Raw genomic sequence first — 16,681 nt, 5'->3', positions numbered from 1 at the left:
GGGATGACCGGTGGGACGTGACCGAGGTCACGCGCGACGCGTCGCCCATCGGATGACCCGCTGGATCGCGAGCCTGCTCACCTTCGCGCTGGTCGTGGCGGCCGCGGCGACGGCGTACGAGCTGGGGTGGGTCGAGGAGTGGCTGGACCGGACTCCGGCGGCCGCCCCGGCACCGCAGCCCGAGCCGGAGCCGTGGCAGTCCGCGGTGCCGAGCCCGTCGGCGGCGGCCGTGGCCGTGAGCACGGCAGCGCTGGATCCGGCGAAGGTGCGCGCTGCCCTCGCCGAGCCGCTGCGCGACGCCGACCTGGGGCGGCACGTGCTGGCCGAGGTCGCGCCCCTCGACGGCGGGGTGCCGGTCTTCGCGACGGGCCGCGGCTCAGCCGTGCCGGCCTCGACGACGAAGCTGCTCACGGCCGCCGCGGCGCTCGAGGTCCTCGGCCCCGAGGCGACGTTCACGACGACGGTCGTCCAGCCGGCCGCCGGGCGCATCGTCCTCGTCGGCGGCGGCGACCCGCTGCTCGGGTCGAAGCCGGCCAAGGGTCAGTACCCGCCCCGGGCCGACCTGCGCACCCTCGCGGCGAGCACGGCGGCAGCCCTGCGCCGGGCCGACGTGGTGCGGGTGCGGCTGGGCTTCGACGACTCGCTGTTCGGGTCGCCGACGACGAGCCCGCACTGGCCGGCGAACTACGTGCCCGACGACGTGGTGGCGCCCATCACCGCCCTGTGGGCGGACCAGGGCAACGACGCGACCGGGCGCCGCGAGGTCGACCCGTCTCAAGCCGCGGCCGACCTCTTCGCCGGCGACCTGCGGGCAGCCGGGATCAAGGTGCGTCGGAAGGTCGGCCGGGCGGCCGGCAGCGGCAGCACCGTCGCGCAGGTCACCAGCGCCCCGCTGCGTGAGATCGTCCAGCACACGCTCGAGACCAGCGACAACGACGCAGCCGAGGTCCTGGCGCACCACGTCGGAGCGAAGCTGAGCGGGTCGGGCACCTTCGACGGCGGCGTCGCGGGCGTGCTGGCGACTTTGACCAAGCTGGGCGTCCCCACCGCAGGCCTCCGGCTCTACGACGGCAGCGGACTCTCCCGCGACGATCGGATCGCCCCGGCGACCCTCACGGGCGTCCTCCAGGCGGCCGCGAGGCAGCCCCGGCTGGCCGCGGTGCTCGCGGGGCTGCCTGTCGCCGGCTTCACCGGAAGCCTGGTCAGCCGCTTCGAGGACTCCGGGTCGTCGCCGGCGCTCGGACTGGTCCGCGCCAAGACGGGGACCCTGACGGGCGTCAACGCCCTCGCCGGCACCGCGACCGACCTCGACGGCGGCGTGATGACGTTCGTCATGATGACCGACCGGGTCAGCCCGGCCCACACGCTCGCGGCCCGGCAGGCCCTCGACGACGCGGCGGCCGCCCTCGCAGGCTGCCACTGCTCCCGCGCCGTCACCCCTGGGCCCACCCAGCCGTCGGCTAGCGTCACGTCACATGGGTGACGTGATCGACTGGGACCTCGCCGTACGCATCGGGTCGCGACTCGCAGGAGACGGACCGGCAGTCAGCTCGGCGGAGGCCGCCGAGGTGGTCGCCGAGCTGCGCGAGGACGCGACGCGCTCGACCGGTCTGGTCCGCGACTACACCGGCCTCGCCGCCCCCGACGGGACCGCGCCGGTGCTCGTCGTCGACCGTCAGGGCTGGGTCCAGGCGAACGCCGACGCGTTCTCGGTCGCGCTGGCGCCGCTCGTCGACCGGGTGACGAGCAAGCGTGAGCCGGGCCCCGTCGCCATCGCGATCGGCTCGCGGGTGACAGGCGTCGAGGTCGGCGGCCTGCTCGGCTTCCTGGGCGGGAAGGTGCTGGGTCAGTTCGACCCGTTCCACGACCCCTATGGTCGCCTGCTCCTCGTCGCGCCCAACATCGTGCACGTCGAGCGGGAGCTGGGAGCGGTGCCGGGCGACTTTCGGCTCTGGGTCTGCCTGCACGAGGAGACCCACCGCGTCCAGTTCACCGCCAACCCGTGGATGCGCGACCACCTCTTCGCCCAGATCACGGCGCTCGCCGACACGATGGACGTCTCGTCGATCCTCGACGACGGCCTCAAGCGGATCACCGAGGCGATCAAGGGCACGGGCCAGACCGGCAGCCTCGTCGACCTGGTGAGCAGCCCTGCGCAGAAGGAGATCCTTGACCGCGTCACCGGCGTCATGTCGCTGCTCGAGGGCCATGCCGACGTGGTGATGGACGGCGTCGGGCCGGAGGTGATCCCCAGCGTGGACTCGATCCGTCGGAAGTTCGACAAGCGGCGCCGCGGCGTCGGCATGCTCGACAAGCTCCTGCGTCGCCTCCTCGGCCTCGACGCGAAGATGGCGCAGTACCGCGACGGCGCCAGGTTCGTGCGGCGCGTGCTCGACACGGCCGGCATGGAGCAGCTCAACGCGGTCTTCGCGGGTCCGGAGAACCTGCCCAGCACCGCGGAGATCCACGACCCTGACGCGTGGATGAAGCGGGTTCTATGACGCTGCACCCGTCCGTCGCGGCGGTGCGTCTCGGCGTACGACGGGTGCTGGCTCCGCTCGCGCCCGGTGACGTCGTTCTCGTCGCCTGCTCGGGCGGCCCCGACTCGCTCGCGCTGTTGGCCGCGACGGTGTTCGAGGCACGACGACCGGGGCTGCGCGTCGCCGGGGTGACCGTGGACCACGGGCTGCAGGAGGGCTCGCGGGCGCAGGCCGAGCGCACCGTGACGCAGATGGCGGCGCTGGGCGCCGATGAGACCTTCACGGTGACCGTCACGGTCGAGGACGCCGGCGGGCTCGGCCCGGAGGCAGCCGCGCGTCGGGCCCGGTACGCCGCCCTCGACCAGGTCGGCGACCACCTGGGTGCGAGCGTGACCCTGCTCGGTCACACGCGCGACGACCAGGCGGAGACCGTGCTGCTGGGGCTGGCCCGGGGCAGTGGCGGTCGGTCGCTCGCGGGCATGCGGCGGGCCTTCGACCGCTACCGCCGGCCGCTGCTCGACGTCGCCCGCGACGACACGGTCACCGCCTGCCAGGTCGAGGGCATCGACTACTGGGAGGACCCGCACAACAGCGACCCGGGCTACGCGCGGGTCCGGGTGCGCACCCGCGTCCTGCCGGTGCTCGAGGAGGAGCTCGGCCCCGGCGTCGCGGCGGCGCTGGCCCGCACGGCCGACCAGCTCCGCGCCGACATGGACCTCCTCGACGACCTCGCGGATCAGCGGCTGCTCGAGCTCGGCACGCCGCTGCCGGCCGACGCGCTCGCCGCCGAGCCGGACGCCCTGCGCCGCCGCATCCTCCGCCTCGTCGCCCTGGCCGCCGGCTCCCCGGCCGCGGAGCTGTTCCACGAGCACGTCCTGGCCCTCGACGCGCTGGTCACCGACTGGCACGGGCAGCGCTGGGTCGATCTGCCCGGCCACCTGCGCGGCGTACGCCGTGACGGGATCCTCTCGATCGAGTCGGCCCGCGGCTAGCGGGCCACCGGCCACCCTGCGCCCACCCCTGCGACCCCTCCGCGGGCGCCGCCCGACACAGCCCGGTGGGGGCCGGTTAGGGTGAGCCTCCATGGACGCTGAGCACGTCAAGGACGACCTCGTGGACATCCTCTTCACCGAAGAGCAGATCCAAGCTCGCATCGCAGAGCTGGCCCAGCAGATCGAGAAGGACTACGAGGGCAAGGACCTCCTCATCGTCGGCGTGCTGCGCGGGGCGGTGATGGTGATCGCCGACCTCGCCCGATCGCTCGGGCGGCACGTCGAGATCGACTGGATGGCGGTCTCGTCGTACGGCTCCGGCACCAAGTCCTCCGGAGTCGTGCGGATCCTGAAGGACCTCGACACCGACATCGCGGGCCGCCACGTGCTGGTCGTCGACGAGATCATCGACACCGGCCTCACGCTCAGCTGGCTCCTGGCCAACCTCTCCAGCCGCGGCCCGGCGAGCGTCGAGATCGCCACCCTCCTGCGCAAGCCGGAGGCCCAGCAGATGCCAGTGGAGGTCAAGTACGTCGGCTGGGACATCCCCAACGAGTTCGTCGTCGGCTACGGCCTCGACTACCGCGAGCGCTACCGGAACCTGCGCGACATCGGCACGCTTGCCCCCCACGTGTACTCATGAGGGCGGAGCTCGGCGACCCCGCCGCAGCTGCCCCTCGCCGTGGGGAGGACACCGACTTCGGTCGCGTGGGACAATCGGGTGATCCGGTTCGTTGTCCCCTGAGGGGCAACCTCCCCGGTTCCTGAGTTCGTCGAGTTCGAGAGAAGCCTGTGAAGCGCATCTTCAAGGGTCCCTGGCTGTGGATCGTCGTCGCCGTGGTCGGCGTGCTCCTCGCCCTGCAGTACCTCGCCCCCCACACCGGCGGGGACGAGATCCCCACGTCCCAGATGATGAAGTACATCACCGCCGGCGACGTGCAGTCGATCACGTTCGTCGACGGGGACCAGCAGATCAAGGCGACCCTCGACAAGGGTGTGCGCTCAGGCGGCGACCAGGTCACCACGCACTGGGTGGACGGCGGTCAGCAGGCCCTGCTCAGCGCCGTGCAGACGCAGGTCGACAAGGGCACGATCGAGAAGTTCAACTCCGAGGTCGCCAAGCCCAGCCTGTTGGGCTCGATCATCAGCTTCATCCTGCCGTTCGTCCTCATCGTGGTGCTGTTCCTCTTCCTCATGAACTCGGTGCAGGGCGGCGGCGGTCGAGGGGTCATGCAGTTCGCCAAGTCGAAGGCGAAGCTGATCTCCAAGGACATGCCGAAGACGACATTCGCCGACGTGGCGGGCGCCGACGAGGCCGTCGAGGAGCTCCAGGAGATCAAGGAGTTCCTGCAGGAGCCGGCCAAGTTCCAGGCGGTCGGGGCGAAGATCCCGAAGGGCGTCCTGCTCTACGGCCAGCCCGGCACCGGCAAGACCCTGCTCGCTCGCGCCGTCGCCGGCGAGGCGGGCGTGCCGTTCTACTCGATCTCCGGCTCGGACTTCGTCGAGATGTTCGTCGGCGTGGGTGCCTCACGCGTGCGTGACCTGTTCGAGCAGGCCAAGGAGAACGCTCCGGCGATCGTCTTCATCGACGAGATCGACGCGGTCGGCCGCCACCGTGGCGCCGGCATGGGCGGCGGTCACGACGAGCGCGAGCAGACCCTCAACCAGCTGCTCGTCGAGATGGACGGCTTCGACGTGCGCGGCGGGGTCATCCTGATCGCGGCCACGAACCGTCCCGACGTGCTCGACCCCGCGCTGCTGCGTCCGGGTCGCTTCGACCGCCAGATCCAGGTCGACGCTCCCGACCTCGCCGGTCGCGAGCACATCCTGAAGGTCCACTCGCGCGGCAAGCCGCTGGCGGCCGACGTCGACCTGATCTCCGTGGCACGGCGTACGCCGGGCTTCACCGGTGCCGACCTCGCCAACGTGCTCAACGAGGCCGCGCTGCTCACGGCTCGCGCCAACGAGAAGATGATCACCAAGAGCCACCTCGACGAGGCCATCGACCGCGTCATCGCCGGCCCGCAGCGCCGCACCCGCCTGATGAGCGACAAGGAGAAGCTCATCACGGCCTACCACGAGGGCGGCCACGCCCTGGTGGCTGCGGCGATGCCGCACAACGACCCGGTGCAGAAGGTGACGATCCTGCCGCGCGGGCGGGCGCTGGGCTACACGATGGTGATGCCCGACGAGGACAAGTACTCCCAGACCCGCTCCGAGATGCTCGACAAGCTCGCCCACATGCTCGGCGGCCGGGCGGCCGAGGAGATGGTCTTCCACGACCCGACGACCGGCGCCGGCAACGACATCGAGAAGGCCACCAGCGTGGCCCGCGCGATGGTCACGCAGTACGGCATGACCGAGCGCCTCGGCGCGATCAAGCTCGGCGACTCCGGCTCCGAGCCGTTCCTCGGCCGCGACCTGGGCCACCAGCGCAACTACTCCGAGGAGATCGCCGGGATCGTCGACGAGGAGATCAAGAAGCTCCTCGCCAACGCCCACCAGGAGGCCTACGACATCCTGATCGAGAACCGCGACGTCCTCGACGCCCTGGTCCTCGCGCTGCTCGACAAGGAGACGCTGGGCAAGGAGGAGATCGCCGAGATCTTCAAGCCCCTGCGCCGCCGCCCCGAGCGCCCTGCCTGGACGGGCTCGCCGACCCGCATCCCGTCCGACATCCCCGCCGTCGAGGTCCCGCAGTGGATCCGCGACCGGGCGGCAGCGATGCAGGCGGCCACGCTGGCTGGCGTCCGCGGCACGAACGGTGCCGTCAACGGTGCCGCGACCCCCGCTCCCGCGCCGTCACCCACCGAGCAGGGTCACGCATGATCGAGCCCGTGACGCTGGGCGAGGTCAAGCCGGCCGGCCCGTTCGACCAGGCGCGCGCCGAGGCGGCCGTGCGCGAGCTGCTCATCGCGATCGGGGAGGACCCGAACCGGGAGGGGCTCCTCGACACGCCGGCCCGGGTGGCGCGGGCCTACGCCGAGCTGACCGCCGGCCTGCGCATGGAGGCGAAGGACGTCCTCACGACGACCTTCGACCTCGGCCACGACGAGATGATCCTCGTGCGCGACATCGAGCTGTGGTCCATGTGCGAGCACCACCTCGTGCCGTTCACCGGCGTCGCGCACGTCGGCTACATCCCGGCCGACTCCGGCAAGATCACGGGGCTGTCCAAGCTGGCGCGCCTCGTCGACGTCTACGCCAAGCGGCCGCAGGTGCAGGAGCGCCTGACCACGCAGATCGCCGACTCGCTGATGGAGATCCTCGAGGCGCGCGGCGTCATCGTGGTGATCGAGGCCGAGCACCTGTGCATGACGATGCGCGGCATCAAGAAGGCGGGCGCCCGGACCATCACCTCCGCCGTCCGCGGCACGATGCGGTCCAACGCCACGACCCGCGCCGAGGCGATGGCGCTCATCCACCGCCGCTGACTGTCCATCGAGGTAGGCAGCCGAGCTGACACTTCCCGTGCGGAGCTCCGCACGGGAAGTGGGCATTCGGCTGCATACCTCGACGAGCATGCAGCGGGCTCCCGCGGATAGTCTCGCGCCCATGCCCCAGCGCCCCCTCGTGATGGGGATCGTCAACGTCACGCCTGACTCCTTCTCCGACGGCGGGCGGTTCCTCGCGACCGATGACGCGGTCGCGCACGGGCGGGAGCTGCTGGCCGACGGCGCCGACATCCTCGACATCGGAGGCGAGTCGACGCGTCCCGGCGCGACCCGACCGCTGGTGGAGGAGGAGCTCGCCCGCGTCGTGCCCGTCATCTCCGAGCTGGCGGCGGCCGGAGCGGTGGTCTCGGTGGACACCATGCGCTCGGAGGTCGCCGAGGCGGCCGTGGAGGCGGGCGCGTCGATCGTGAACGACGTCTCCGGCGGGCTGGCCGATTCCCGGATCCTGTCGGTGACGGCGGACGCGGGCGCGACCTATTTGTGCATGCACTGGCGCGGCCATTCCGACGTCATGCAGACGCTGACGTCGTACGACGCCCCCGGAGGTGTCGTCGCCGCCGTGCGTGCCGAGCTGCAGCAACGGGTGGACGCGGCCCGGGCCGCGGGGATCGAGAAGCTGGTGCTCGACCCAGGGCTGGGCTTCGCGAAGACGGCCGACCAGAACTGGGAGCTCCTGCGCGGCCTCGACGCGATCAAGGAGCTCGGGCTGCCCGTGCTGATCGGCGCGAGCCGCAAGGCGTTCCTGGGCAGGCTGCTGCCCGGCACCGACGGTCAGCCACGGCCGGTCGCCGACCGCGAGCACGCCCACACGGCCCTCGTCGCGCTGCTCGCCGCCCACGGCGTCTGGGGGCTGCGCGCCCACGACGTGAGGGCCACTCGCGACGCGCTGGCGGTGGTCGAGAGAATGGGTCCGTGACCCGTCCGACGATCGATGAGCTCGCCATCACCGGCCTGGAGTGCTTCGCCCACCATGGGGTCTTCGACTTCGAGCGGCGCGAGGGGCAGGTGTTCGTCATCGACCTCGTCCTCGGCCTCGACACGGCCCCCGCGGCAGCGTCGGACGACTTGCAAGACACGGTCGACTACGGGAGTCTCGTCGCGGCGGTGAAGGCCGCCGTCGAGCGTGATCCGGTCGACCTGATCGAGACGCTTGCCCAGCGCATCGCGGACGTCTGCACCTTGGACAGCCGTGTTGAATGGGTTCGCGTCACGGTTCACAAGCCGAACGCGCCCATCGACGCGACGTACTCGGACGTCGCGTTGACGATCACCCGAGCCAACGGAGGCCCCGCCCGTGACTGAGACGCCGAACCCGAACATCATCGACGCCGACACGCTCACGGGAGAGATGCGTCCGATCCGGCGCGCGGTGCTCTCGCTGGGGTCGAACCTGGGCGAGCGGCTCTCGGCGCTGCAGGGCGCTCTCGACGCGCTCGCGGACACCCCTGACGTGTGGGTGACCGGCGTGTCCGCGGTCTACGAGACCGATCCGGTCGACAGCCCCGGCGACGCCGGCCTGTTCCTCAACGCCGTCGTGCTCGCCGACACCACGCTCTCGGCGCAGCGCCTCCTGGATCGGGCGCTGGCCATCGAGGACGCCTTCGACCGTCAGCGTGCCGAGGTGCGGAACTCCCCGCGCACCCTCGACATCGACCTCATCGTCGTCGGGGACAAGGTCAGCGACACCGACGAGCTGCAGCTCCCGCACCCGCGCGCGGCCGAGCGGGGCTTCGTCCTCCGGCCGTGGCACGATCTCGAGCCCGACGCGGAGATCCCCGGGTTCGGCGCTGTGGCGGACCTCTTGGAGAAGGCGGGGGAGAAGGGCGTCGTACGGCGCGACGACCTCGTCCTCGACCTCTCCTAGCCGGTGAGCCGGGACCAGCTTCCGGAACCCCCGGAGACTCCTCAGCCGCCGGAGACAGGTCACCTGCGGCCCACCGGTCCCGGCTCGATCACGGCCTGGGCCGTGGGCGGGCTGGTCTTCGGCTGGGTGCTCCACCCCGTGGCCGAGAGGCTGCGCGGCACGGCGCCGGTCGTCACCTGGGTCCAGCCGCTGACGCTGCTCCTCGTCGCCGCGATCATGGGCTGGACCGCCTGGGTGACCTACCGCGCCGTCCAGATCCGCCGTGAGCGCCTCCTCTCGCACCAGGCCGTGAACCGTCTCGTGCTCGCCCGGTCCTGCGCGCTCGTGGGTGCGCTGGTGGCGGGGAGCTACCTCGGGTACGCCGTCAGCTGGCTCGGGATCGACGCCGAGCTCGCCCAGCAGCGGGTGGTCCGCTCGCTGGTGGCGGCGATCGCGGGCGCGCTCATCTGCCTCGGCGGGCTCATGCTGGAGCGCGCCTGCCGCGTACGCCCGGACGACGACCGACCCTGATCCCGGCGGCCTCGCGTGGTGCCGATCGAGACCCGCGCGGCGTTTCGCCGCTCGGTTGGCGGGTGCAGCGGGAAGGATGGCCTACCGTGACCAGCATGGCTTCCCCATCGGCAACATCCGTCACACGGCGTCGTCAGCGCAGCACGCGCGTGACGGTCGCCGTGGTCCTGGTTGCGCTGGCCGCGCTCGCCGTCGTCGGCGCGGTCGTCAGCGGCTCGTGGCTGGTCGTCAGCCTCGCCGCCGTCCTCGCGGTCGCCCTGGGTGCCGCTGCCACGAAGATCACCCACTCCGAGCTGCTGGCCGCGCGGGTCGAGGCCGCACGCGACCGTGCCCAGCAGGCGCAGGGCTACCGCGCCATCACCGACGCCCGCGTCGCCGACCAGGCTCGTCACGACGCCTACATGACCTCTGAGATCAGCCGGCGCACCGAGACGATCGCCGACCTCGAGGCCGCCCTCGCCGCCGCCCACCAGCGTGCCGCGGACGCCGTCCGTGCTCGGACGGAGGAGGCCCGCCGGGCCGACCAGGCCGAGCGCGACGGTCAGGCGCTCGCCGTCCGTCTCGAGCAGGCCGAGCAGCGCGCGGCCGAGGCGATCGTCCGCGTCCACGAGCTCGAGACCGAGCTCGACACCGTCCGCGCCGAGCTGACCGCCGCCCAGACCGCTCAGGGCTGGAGCAGCACCCGCACCGCCTGACCATCCCCGCCGAGCAGACTCAGATGCTCGCCCTGGACCCGCCGAGCGGTCGCAGATGACCACCATGCGTGATCATCTGCGACCGCTCGTCGGCATTCGGCTGGTCATCTGCGCCCGCTCGCGCCGATCGAGGCGGCCATCTGCGTCTGTTCGCCGGGTGTAGCCGAGGTCACAACCCCCTCGCATTTCCACCGTGGAAGCGTCCGCGTAACGTCGTCGTTGCACTGTTCAGAACACGTCCGGTACCCACACCGGCCTCTCAGGCGGAGTCCTCGAGAGGTGGTCGGAGGGACTGGAACGAAAGGCTGAAAGCAATGACTTCTTCGCGTCATCACGGGGTCGCCACTCCGGCCAGCGTGGGGGTGATCGGCGCCGGCCGCGTCGGCGCCGTCCTGGCAGCGGCGCTCCGCCGCGCCGGCCACGAGATCGCGGCGGCCGCCGGCGAGTCCGACGCCTCCCGCGAGCGCATCGCCGACCTGCTCCCGGGCGTCCCGGTGGCGAAGCCGACCGCTGTCGCACGCGCCGCGGAGATCCTGCTGCTCACCGTGCCCGACGACATGCTCGCCAACGTGGTCGTCTCGCTGGTGGGCGCGGGCGCGATCCGCGAGGGGCAGTACGTCGTCCACACCTCCGGTCGCCATGGCCTCTCCGTCCTGGCGCCGGCGCACGAGGTGGGCGCTCACACCATCGCGCTCCACCCGGCGATGACCTTCACCGGCACGGGCGTCGACCTCGACCGCCTCGCGGGCTGCGTCTTCGGGCTGACAGCGGAGACGTCCGACCGCGCGTTCGCCGAGCTCCTGGTCGCCGAGCTCGGGGGGAGCCCGATGTGGGTGCCCGAGGAGATGCGCACGCTCTACCACGCGGGTCTGGCGCACGGCTCCAACCACCTCGTCACGCTCGTGACCGAGGCGATGGAGATGCTCGCCGCGGCCGGTGCCAGCGACCCGGCCGGGACGCTGCGTCCGCTGCTGACCGCCGCCCTCGACAACGCACTGACGCACGGCGACGCGGCTCTCACCGGCCCGATCGTGCGCGGTGACGCCGGCACGGTGGCGGCGCACCTCGAGGACCTCACGGCCAACGCGCCGCAGACGCTGCGGTCGTACGTCGCGATGGCCCGCGCCACCCTCCAGCGTGCCGAGGCCGACGGCCGGCTCCTGCCGATCCGGGCTCGCAAGATCGCCGGCCTGCTCGACGCCGCGGAGCGCTCCGCCCGCATGCCCGTCCGGACCCGCGGGCCCCAGCGTCCCCACCAGGGTCTCGCCCAGCGTCTCCCCCTGTCGGCGGACCGGTGAGCGCCCCGATCCTGGCGAGCAGCCGTGCGGAGCTCGCGTCGATCCTTGCCGGACATCGCGAGTCCGGCCGGCGCGTCGGACTGGTCCCGACGATGGGCGCCCTGCACGAGGGCCACGCCAGCCTGATGCGGGTGGCCCGCGAGCGGGTCGGCGATGGGCCGGTCGTGCTGAGCGTGTTCGTCAACCCGCTCCAGTTCGGTGAGGGCGAGGACCTCGACCGCTATCCGCGCACGCTGGAGCTGGACCTGAAGGTGTGTGAGCGGGAGGGTGTGGACGTCGTCTTCGCGCCGAGCGTGGAGGAGATGTATCCCGGCGGCGCGGGCGCCGACATGACGACCGTGGCCCCCGGTGGCCTGGCCGACATCCTCGAGGGCGCCAGCCGCCCTGGCCACTTCCGCGGCGTGCTCACGGTGGTCGCGAAGCTGTTCGGCCTCGTGCGCCCGGACGTCGCGGTCTTCGGGCAGAAGGACTACCAGCAGCTCGCCCTCATCACCCGGATGGCCGAGGACCTGTGCCTCGGCATCGAGATCGTCGGCGGCGAGACCCAACGCGAGCCGGACGGCCTCGCCCTCTCCAGCCGCAACCGCTACCTGTCCGCCTCGGACCGGGCGGCCGCCACGACGCTCAGCAGGGCGCTGAGGACGGCGCAGGAGCGGGCGTCGTTCGGAGTGCCGCAGGCCCGCTGGGCCGCCATGAGCGTGCTCGAGGCCGAGCCATCGATCGAGCTCGACTACCTCGCCGTGCGCGCGGCGGACCTGGGCGAGCTGCCCGACGATCCCGAGCCCGGCACCGAGGGGCGCATCCTCGTCGCCGCCAAGGTCGGCACCACCCGGCTCATCGACAACATGCCCCTGACGTTCTAAGGAAGCTCGCGATGCTGCGCACCATGATGAAGTCCAAGATCCACCGCGCCACCGTCACCCAGGCCGACCTGCACTACGTCGGCAGCGTGACCGTCGACGAGGACTTGCTCGACGCCTCCGACATCCTCCCGGGCGAGCTCGTGCACATCGTCGACGTGACGAACGGGGCCCGCCTCGAGACCTACACCATCGCCGGTGTGCGCGGCTCCGGGGTGATCGGCATCAACGGCGCCGCCGCGCACCTCGTGCACCCCGGTGACATCGTCATCCTCATCGCGTACGCCCAGCTGACCACCGAGGAGGCGAAGGCGCTCGAGCCGCACGTGGTCTTCGTCGACGCGGACAACCGGGTCGTCACGCTCGGCAGCGACCCCGCCGACGTACCCGCCGGGCACGGCCTCGAGCGCGGGGACCTGGTCGCCAGCCGGTGACGCGCCGCCAGTGCCTGTTCGTCGAGGTATGCAGGCGAATGGTCACTTCCCACGTGGAATTCCGCGCGGGAACTGATGACTCGCCTACATACCTCGACGAACAGGCACGGCACCCGCAGCGCTAGCCTCCCTCCATGACGTCGCTCCCCGGCCTGCTCGCCTCCCGTGACCCGGGATGGACCGAGTGGGCCGACGTCATCGTCGTCGGCTCGGGCATCGCGGGGCTGACGGCGGCCCTTCGGCTGCGGGGTCAGGTCGAGCGGATCGCGGTCGTGTCCAAGGACGTGCTGGCAGCCGGCTCCACGCAGTGGGCGCAGGGCGGGATCGCGGCTGCGCTCGGTCCCGAGGACACCCCCGAGCAGCATGAGGTCGACACCCTCGTCGCCGGCGCGGGTGCCTGCGACGTGGAGGCGGTCCGGGTCCTGGTGACCGAGGGCCCCGACGCCGTGCGCGAGCTCATCGACTGGGGCGCCAACTTCGACAAGGACCCCGAGGGCAACCTCTCCCTGACCCGCGAGGGCGGTCACCGTCGCGACCGGATCGCCCACGCGAACGGCGACGCCACCGGCGCCGAGATCCAGCGGGCGCTCATCGAGGCGGTCAGGCGCGCCCCGGAGATCCGGGTCTTCGAGCACGCCATGGTCGTCGACCTGGTGACGGCGGAAGACGGGGCCGTCGCCGGGCTCACCATCCACGTGATGGGGGAGGGCGACGCCGACGGGGTGGGACTGGTCCGAGCGCGCGCGGTCGTGCTGGCCAGCGGAGGGCTCGGGCAGGTGTTCTCCCAGACCACCAACCCGGCGGTCAGCACCGCGGACGGCATGGCGATCGCCCTCCGGGCGGGCGCGCGGCTGCGCGACCTCGAGTTCGTCCAGTTCCACCCGACGGTGATGTACTTGGGCCCCGGCTCCCGCGGTCAGCAGCCCCTCATCTCCGAGGCGGTCCGGGGCGAGGGCGCGTTCCTAGTCGACGACGACGGCGACCGCTTCATGCCCGACGTCCACGAGCTGGCCGACCTGGCGCCGCGTGACATCGTCTCCAAGGCGATCATGAAGCGGATGCTCGAGACCGGACGCCCGAACATGTGGCTCGACGCCCGGCACCTCGGCTTGGATGAAGGCCTCGGGGATCGAGTAGGCGGCGAGGAACGAGCCGCCGTATCGAGATTCTGGGAGCGGCGCTTCCCCAACATCCTCGCCTCGTGCCGCGCCCACGGCGTCGACCCGGTCACCGAGCTCATCCCGGTCGCGCCCGCGTGCCACTACGCCTCCGGCGGCGTGCACACCGACCTCTGGGGCCGCTCCTCGGTGCCGGGTCTCTACGCCACCGGAGAGGTCGCGTGCTCCGGCGTCCACGGCGCCAACCGGCTCGCCTCCAACTCGCTGCTCGAGGGCCTGGTGTTCTCGCGGCGGATCGCCGAGGTGCTTCCCGGCGAGCTGCGGCCCCTGAGCGAGCCGTCGCGTCACGGCGGAGCGGCGGGTCTCGTGCCCGGCTCGGCGCTGAGGCAGATCCAGGAGATCATGAGCGCACGCGCGGGCGTGCTGCGCAGTGCCGCGGGGCTGTCGGAGGCGGTCGAGCGGCTCGGGGCGATCGCGGCGCAGAAGACGGAGGAGATCGACCCGGCCGCTTGGGAGGCGACCAACGTGCTCACGATCTCGCTCGCCCTCGCCGAGTCGGCGCTCCTGCGCCAGGAGACGCGGGGCTCGCACTGGCGCGAGGACTTCCCCGATCGGGACGACGCCCACTGGGCGGGCCACTGCGACGCCGAGATGGTCGAGGGGGCGACGTCGGTCGCGTTCACGCCGGCGCCCGCCACCGACCCGTCGGCCCCCGGCTACCGCGTCGATCTCGTCACACCTGAAGGAGCTGTCCCGCGATGATCGTCCGCACCGAGCTCGACAAGCTGCCCGCCGAGCTGCGCGCCGAGCTCTCGGCGGCCGGCATCGACGTCGGGGAGCTGTACGACGCCGTCGAGACCGCCGTCGACGAGGACCTGCCCGAGCCGCGGCCGGGCGAGATGCCGGCCGAGGACGTCACCTCGGTCGCCACGATCCCGATCGCCGCTCGCGCCCGGGGCGACTTCGCCGTCCGCGAGCCCGGCGTCGTCTCGGGACTGGGCGTCGCAGCGTTGGTCTTCTGCTACGTGATGGGCCGCGACGTGGAGATCACCGACCGCGTCCCCGACGGCACCCGCGTGCAGCCGGGCGACGTCGTCATGCGGGTGGCAGGCCCGACCCGCGGTCTGCTCACCGCCGAGCGGACGGCCTTGAACTACGCCTCCCACCTCTCCGGGGTCGCCACCGCGACCGCCGCGTGGGTCGACGCGGTCGCCGGCACCCGGGCGCGGATCCTCGACACCCGCAAGACGCTGCCGACGTTCCGCAACCTCCAGAAGTACGCCGTCCGCTGCGGCGGCGGCGTCAACCACCGCTCCACCCTCTCCGAGCTCGCTCTCGTCAAGGACAACCACGTCATCGCCGCGGGCGGCGTGGTGCCGGCGTTCCAGGCGGTGCGCGCGACCTACCCGGGCCTGCCCGTCGAGGTGGAGGTGACGACGCTCGACGAGCTGCGCGCCCTCCTGGCGGTCGGCTGCGACCGGATCCTGCTCGACAACATGTCCAGCGAGCAGATGCGCGAGGCGGTCCAGATCTCCGCGGGACGGGCCACCTTGGAGGCCTCCGGCGGCCTGACGGTCGAGCGCGCCCGCGAGGTCGCGGAGACGGGGGTGGACTTCATCTCCGTGGGGGCGCTCACCCACTCGGTCCGCGTCTTCGACATCGGCTTCGACCTCGAGTCCACGACGGACGCCTGACGATGTCCCTCCTCGCGGTCGACATCGGCAACAGCCACACCATCCTCGGGCTCCTCGACGACGGCGAGGTCGCGGCGGACTGGCGCGTGGCGACCGACGAGCGCAACACCTCGGACGAGTGGGCGGTCCTGCTCCGCGGGCTGGTGGGGAAGCGGCTCGACGAGATCGAGGGAATTGCGGTCTGCGCGACGGTGCCGGCGGTTCTGCACGAATGGCGCGACATGCTCGTCCGGCATTTCTCCGGGCTTCGCCATATCGTGGTCGAGCCGGGCGTGCGCAGCGGCGTGCCCATCCTCATGGACAATCCCCGAGAAGTCGGGACGGACCGGATCTGCAATGCACTTGCGGCCGCCACCCGATATGGCGGTCCGTGCATCGTCGTCGACTTCGGTGGCACCGCCACCACATTCGACGTCGTCAATTCCGCAGGCGCGTATGTCGGCGGCTCGATCGCTCCCGGAATCGAGATCTCCCTCGAGGCGCTCGGACGCCGCGGGGCGCAGCTGCGCAAGGTCGAGTTCGCGAGGCCGCGCTCCGTCATCGCCAAGAACACGGTGGAGGCGCTCCAGTCGGGGATGCTCTTCGGCGTCGCCGCCCAGGTCGAGGGGATCGTCGGCCGCATGATCGAGGCTCTGGGTGTGCCGGAAGCCGACGTCGACGTGATTGCGACCGGATATCTCGCCTCGCTCGTGGCGGACGAATGCCGGTGCTTCACCGATCACGCTCCCTGGCTCACGCTGCAAGGACTGGAATTGGTTTACCGCCGCAATTCCTAGCGGCGGACTTTTCGTGATTCCACGTCGTTGGTGCCGTATGCCATAGTGGAGGCGCTTTTCCATTCGGGCGACGGCAAAGGAATCACGATGGCGCAAAAGGTCCACATCGTTCTCGAGGACGACCTCGACGGCTCGGAGGCGACCGAGACGGTGTCGTTCGCCCTCGATGGTGCGACGTACGAGATCGACCTCAACGACGACCACGCCGCCCAGCTGCGCGAGGCGCTGGCCGTCTACGTGGGACACGGCCGCAAGGTGAGCGGGGGCCGTCGGAGCCCGCGTCGGGCCGCCGCGAGCGCGAACGGCGCCAGCGCAGGATCCGGCTCGACCGCGAGCGCCAAGGAGATCCGTGAGTGGGCTCGCCAGAACGGCCACGACGTCCCCGATCGGGGCCGGATCCCGGGCGAGGTGCGCTCGGCGTACGAGTCCGCCCACTGAGGTCGACCACTGACCCACCCCCGAGCACGCCCCGCGGTCCTCGGCCGCGGGGCGTGTTCGCTGTCAG

18 protein-coding genes are annotated in these 16,681 nt (G+C 71.9%); all 18 read left to right on the top strand.

Annotation, left to right across the window (positions count from 1 at the left end):
- The first annotated feature begins 10 nt into the window (after positions 1–10).
- The 18 genes from dacB to ACYQ1K_RS17095 all read left to right on the top strand — a co-directional run bounded on the left by dacB (position 11) and on the right by ACYQ1K_RS17095 (position 16,614).
- On the top strand, positions 11–1,483 hold the full coding sequence (gene dacB / locus ACYQ1K_RS17180; RefSeq protein WP_459984339.1) for a D-alanyl-D-alanine carboxypeptidase/D-alanyl-D-alanine endopeptidase: 1,473 nt from the start codon (positions 11–13) through the stop codon (positions 1,481–1,483).
- Positions 1,476–2,501 carry a zinc-dependent metalloprotease gene (locus ACYQ1K_RS17175; RefSeq protein ID WP_459984338.1) on the top strand — a complete coding sequence of 342 codons (1,026 nt, stop codon included), beginning with the start codon at positions 1,476–1,478 and terminating at the stop codon, positions 2,499–2,501. Before dacB ends, ACYQ1K_RS17175 begins: the two co-directional genes overlap by 8 nt.
- Positions 2,498–3,472: a tRNA lysidine(34) synthetase TilS gene (tilS, locus tag ACYQ1K_RS17170; protein WP_459984337.1), complete on the top strand. Its 975-nt coding sequence runs from the start codon at positions 2,498–2,500 to the stop codon at positions 3,470–3,472. Before ACYQ1K_RS17175 ends, tilS begins: the two co-directional genes overlap by 4 nt.
- A 91-nt stretch (positions 3,473–3,563) precedes the next feature.
- On the top strand, positions 3,564–4,115 hold the full coding sequence (gene hpt / locus ACYQ1K_RS17165) for a hypoxanthine phosphoribosyltransferase (RefSeq protein ID WP_459984336.1): 552 nt from the start codon (positions 3,564–3,566) through the stop codon (positions 4,113–4,115).
- A 149-nt stretch (positions 4,116–4,264) separates the two neighbouring features.
- Positions 4,265–6,301 carry an ATP-dependent zinc metalloprotease FtsH gene (ftsH, locus tag ACYQ1K_RS17160; protein WP_459984335.1) on the top strand — a complete coding sequence of 679 codons (2,037 nt, stop codon included), beginning with the start codon at positions 4,265–4,267 and terminating at the stop codon, positions 6,299–6,301.
- A complete protein-coding gene (gene folE, locus ACYQ1K_RS17155) occupies positions 6,298–6,906 on the top strand; it encodes a GTP cyclohydrolase I FolE (RefSeq protein ID WP_459984334.1) in 609 nt (202 codons plus the stop codon). The genes ftsH and folE overlap by 4 nt, the downstream gene beginning before the upstream one ends.
- A gap of 121 nt (positions 6,907–7,027) precedes the next feature.
- A complete protein-coding gene (gene folP / locus ACYQ1K_RS17150) occupies positions 7,028–7,843 on the top strand; it encodes a dihydropteroate synthase (protein ID WP_459984333.1) in 816 nt (271 codons plus the stop codon).
- Positions 7,840–8,229, top strand: a complete 390-nt coding sequence (gene folB / locus ACYQ1K_RS17145) for a dihydroneopterin aldolase (protein ID WP_459984332.1) — start codon at positions 7,840–7,842, stop codon at positions 8,227–8,229. Before folP ends, folB begins: the two co-directional genes overlap by 4 nt.
- Positions 8,222–8,791 carry a 2-amino-4-hydroxy-6-hydroxymethyldihydropteridine diphosphokinase gene (folK, locus tag ACYQ1K_RS17140; RefSeq protein ID WP_459984331.1) on the top strand — a complete coding sequence of 190 codons (570 nt, stop codon included), beginning with the start codon at positions 8,222–8,224 and terminating at the stop codon, positions 8,789–8,791. Before folB ends, folK begins: the two co-directional genes overlap by 8 nt.
- Before the next feature lie 3 nt (positions 8,792–8,794).
- A complete protein-coding gene (locus tag ACYQ1K_RS17135) occupies positions 8,795–9,301 on the top strand; it encodes a DUF3180 domain-containing protein (RefSeq protein ID WP_459984330.1) in 507 nt (168 codons plus the stop codon).
- Between the two features lie 95 nt (positions 9,302–9,396).
- Positions 9,397–9,996, top strand: a complete 600-nt coding sequence (locus ACYQ1K_RS17130) for a hypothetical protein (protein ID WP_459984329.1) — start codon at positions 9,397–9,399, stop codon at positions 9,994–9,996.
- Positions 9,997–10,310: 314 nt separating this feature from the next.
- Positions 10,311–11,294, top strand: a complete 984-nt coding sequence (locus ACYQ1K_RS17125) for a Rossmann-like and DUF2520 domain-containing protein (RefSeq protein ID WP_459984328.1) — start codon at positions 10,311–10,313, stop codon at positions 11,292–11,294.
- Positions 11,291–12,157, top strand: coding sequence for a pantoate--beta-alanine ligase (gene panC, locus ACYQ1K_RS17120; protein ID WP_459984327.1), 867 nt, complete (start codon positions 11,291–11,293; stop codon positions 12,155–12,157). Before ACYQ1K_RS17125 ends, panC begins: the two co-directional genes overlap by 4 nt.
- 11 nt (positions 12,158–12,168) lie before the next feature.
- Complete coding sequence (gene panD, locus ACYQ1K_RS17115; protein WP_459984326.1) at positions 12,169–12,588, top strand: aspartate 1-decarboxylase; 420 nt, start codon at positions 12,169–12,171, stop codon at positions 12,586–12,588.
- A 134-nt stretch (positions 12,589–12,722) separates the two neighbouring features.
- The gene (locus ACYQ1K_RS17110) at positions 12,723–14,468 is read left to right on the top strand and encodes an L-aspartate oxidase (RefSeq protein WP_459984325.1); all 1,746 of its coding nucleotides are present in this window, start codon (positions 12,723–12,725) and stop codon (positions 14,466–14,468) included.
- Entirely contained in the window at positions 14,465–15,400 is a 936-nt protein-coding gene (nadC, locus tag ACYQ1K_RS17105) for a carboxylating nicotinate-nucleotide diphosphorylase (RefSeq protein ID WP_459984324.1), read from the top strand. Before ACYQ1K_RS17110 ends, nadC begins: the two co-directional genes overlap by 4 nt.
- 2 nt (positions 15,401–15,402) lie before the next feature.
- Positions 15,403–16,176, top strand: a complete 774-nt coding sequence (locus tag ACYQ1K_RS17100) for a type III pantothenate kinase (protein ID WP_459984323.1) — start codon at positions 15,403–15,405, stop codon at positions 16,174–16,176.
- An 87-nt stretch (positions 16,177–16,263) separates the two neighbouring features.
- Positions 16,264–16,614: a histone-like nucleoid-structuring protein Lsr2 gene (locus tag ACYQ1K_RS17095; protein ID WP_459984322.1), complete on the top strand. Its 351-nt coding sequence runs from the start codon at positions 16,264–16,266 to the stop codon at positions 16,612–16,614.
- Positions 16,615–16,681: the final 67 nt, after the last annotated feature.

It is taken from the genome of Nocardioides sp. AN3, assembly GCF_054653495.1.
Note: the sequence above shows the minus strand (reverse complement) of the source record. Positions and strands in the feature narration are given on the sequence as shown.

What these genes read in the sequence shown, in the direction of transcription:
- ACYQ1K_RS17175 (WP_459984338.1), top strand. Translation starts at nt 1,476, where the DNA reads ATGGGTGACGTGATCGACTGGGACCTCGCCGTACGCATCGGGTCGCGA.
- tilS (WP_459984337.1), top strand. Translation starts at nt 2,498, where the DNA reads ATGACGCTGCACCCGTCCGTCGCGGCGGTGCGTCTCGGCGTACGACGG.
- hpt (WP_459984336.1), top strand. Translation starts at nt 3,564, where the DNA reads ATGGACGCTGAGCACGTCAAGGACGACCTCGTGGACATCCTCTTCACC.
- folE (WP_459984334.1), top strand. Translation starts at nt 6,298, where the DNA reads ATGATCGAGCCCGTGACGCTGGGCGAGGTCAAGCCGGCCGGCCCGTTC.
- folP (WP_459984333.1), top strand. Translation starts at nt 7,028, where the DNA reads ATGCCCCAGCGCCCCCTCGTGATGGGGATCGTCAACGTCACGCCTGAC.
- ACYQ1K_RS17130 (WP_459984329.1), top strand. Translation starts at nt 9,397, where the DNA reads ATGGCTTCCCCATCGGCAACATCCGTCACACGGCGTCGTCAGCGCAGC.
- ACYQ1K_RS17125 (WP_459984328.1), top strand. Translation starts at nt 10,311, where the DNA reads ATGACTTCTTCGCGTCATCACGGGGTCGCCACTCCGGCCAGCGTGGGG.
- panD (WP_459984326.1), top strand. Translation starts at nt 12,169, where the DNA reads ATGCTGCGCACCATGATGAAGTCCAAGATCCACCGCGCCACCGTCACC.
- ACYQ1K_RS17110 (WP_459984325.1), top strand. Translation starts at nt 12,723, where the DNA reads ATGACGTCGCTCCCCGGCCTGCTCGCCTCCCGTGACCCGGGATGGACC.
- nadC (WP_459984324.1), top strand. Translation starts at nt 14,465, where the DNA reads ATGATCGTCCGCACCGAGCTCGACAAGCTGCCCGCCGAGCTGCGCGCC.
- ACYQ1K_RS17100 (WP_459984323.1), top strand. Translation starts at nt 15,403, where the DNA reads ATGTCCCTCCTCGCGGTCGACATCGGCAACAGCCACACCATCCTCGGG.
- ACYQ1K_RS17095 (WP_459984322.1), top strand. Translation starts at nt 16,264, where the DNA reads ATGGCGCAAAAGGTCCACATCGTTCTCGAGGACGACCTCGACGGCTCG.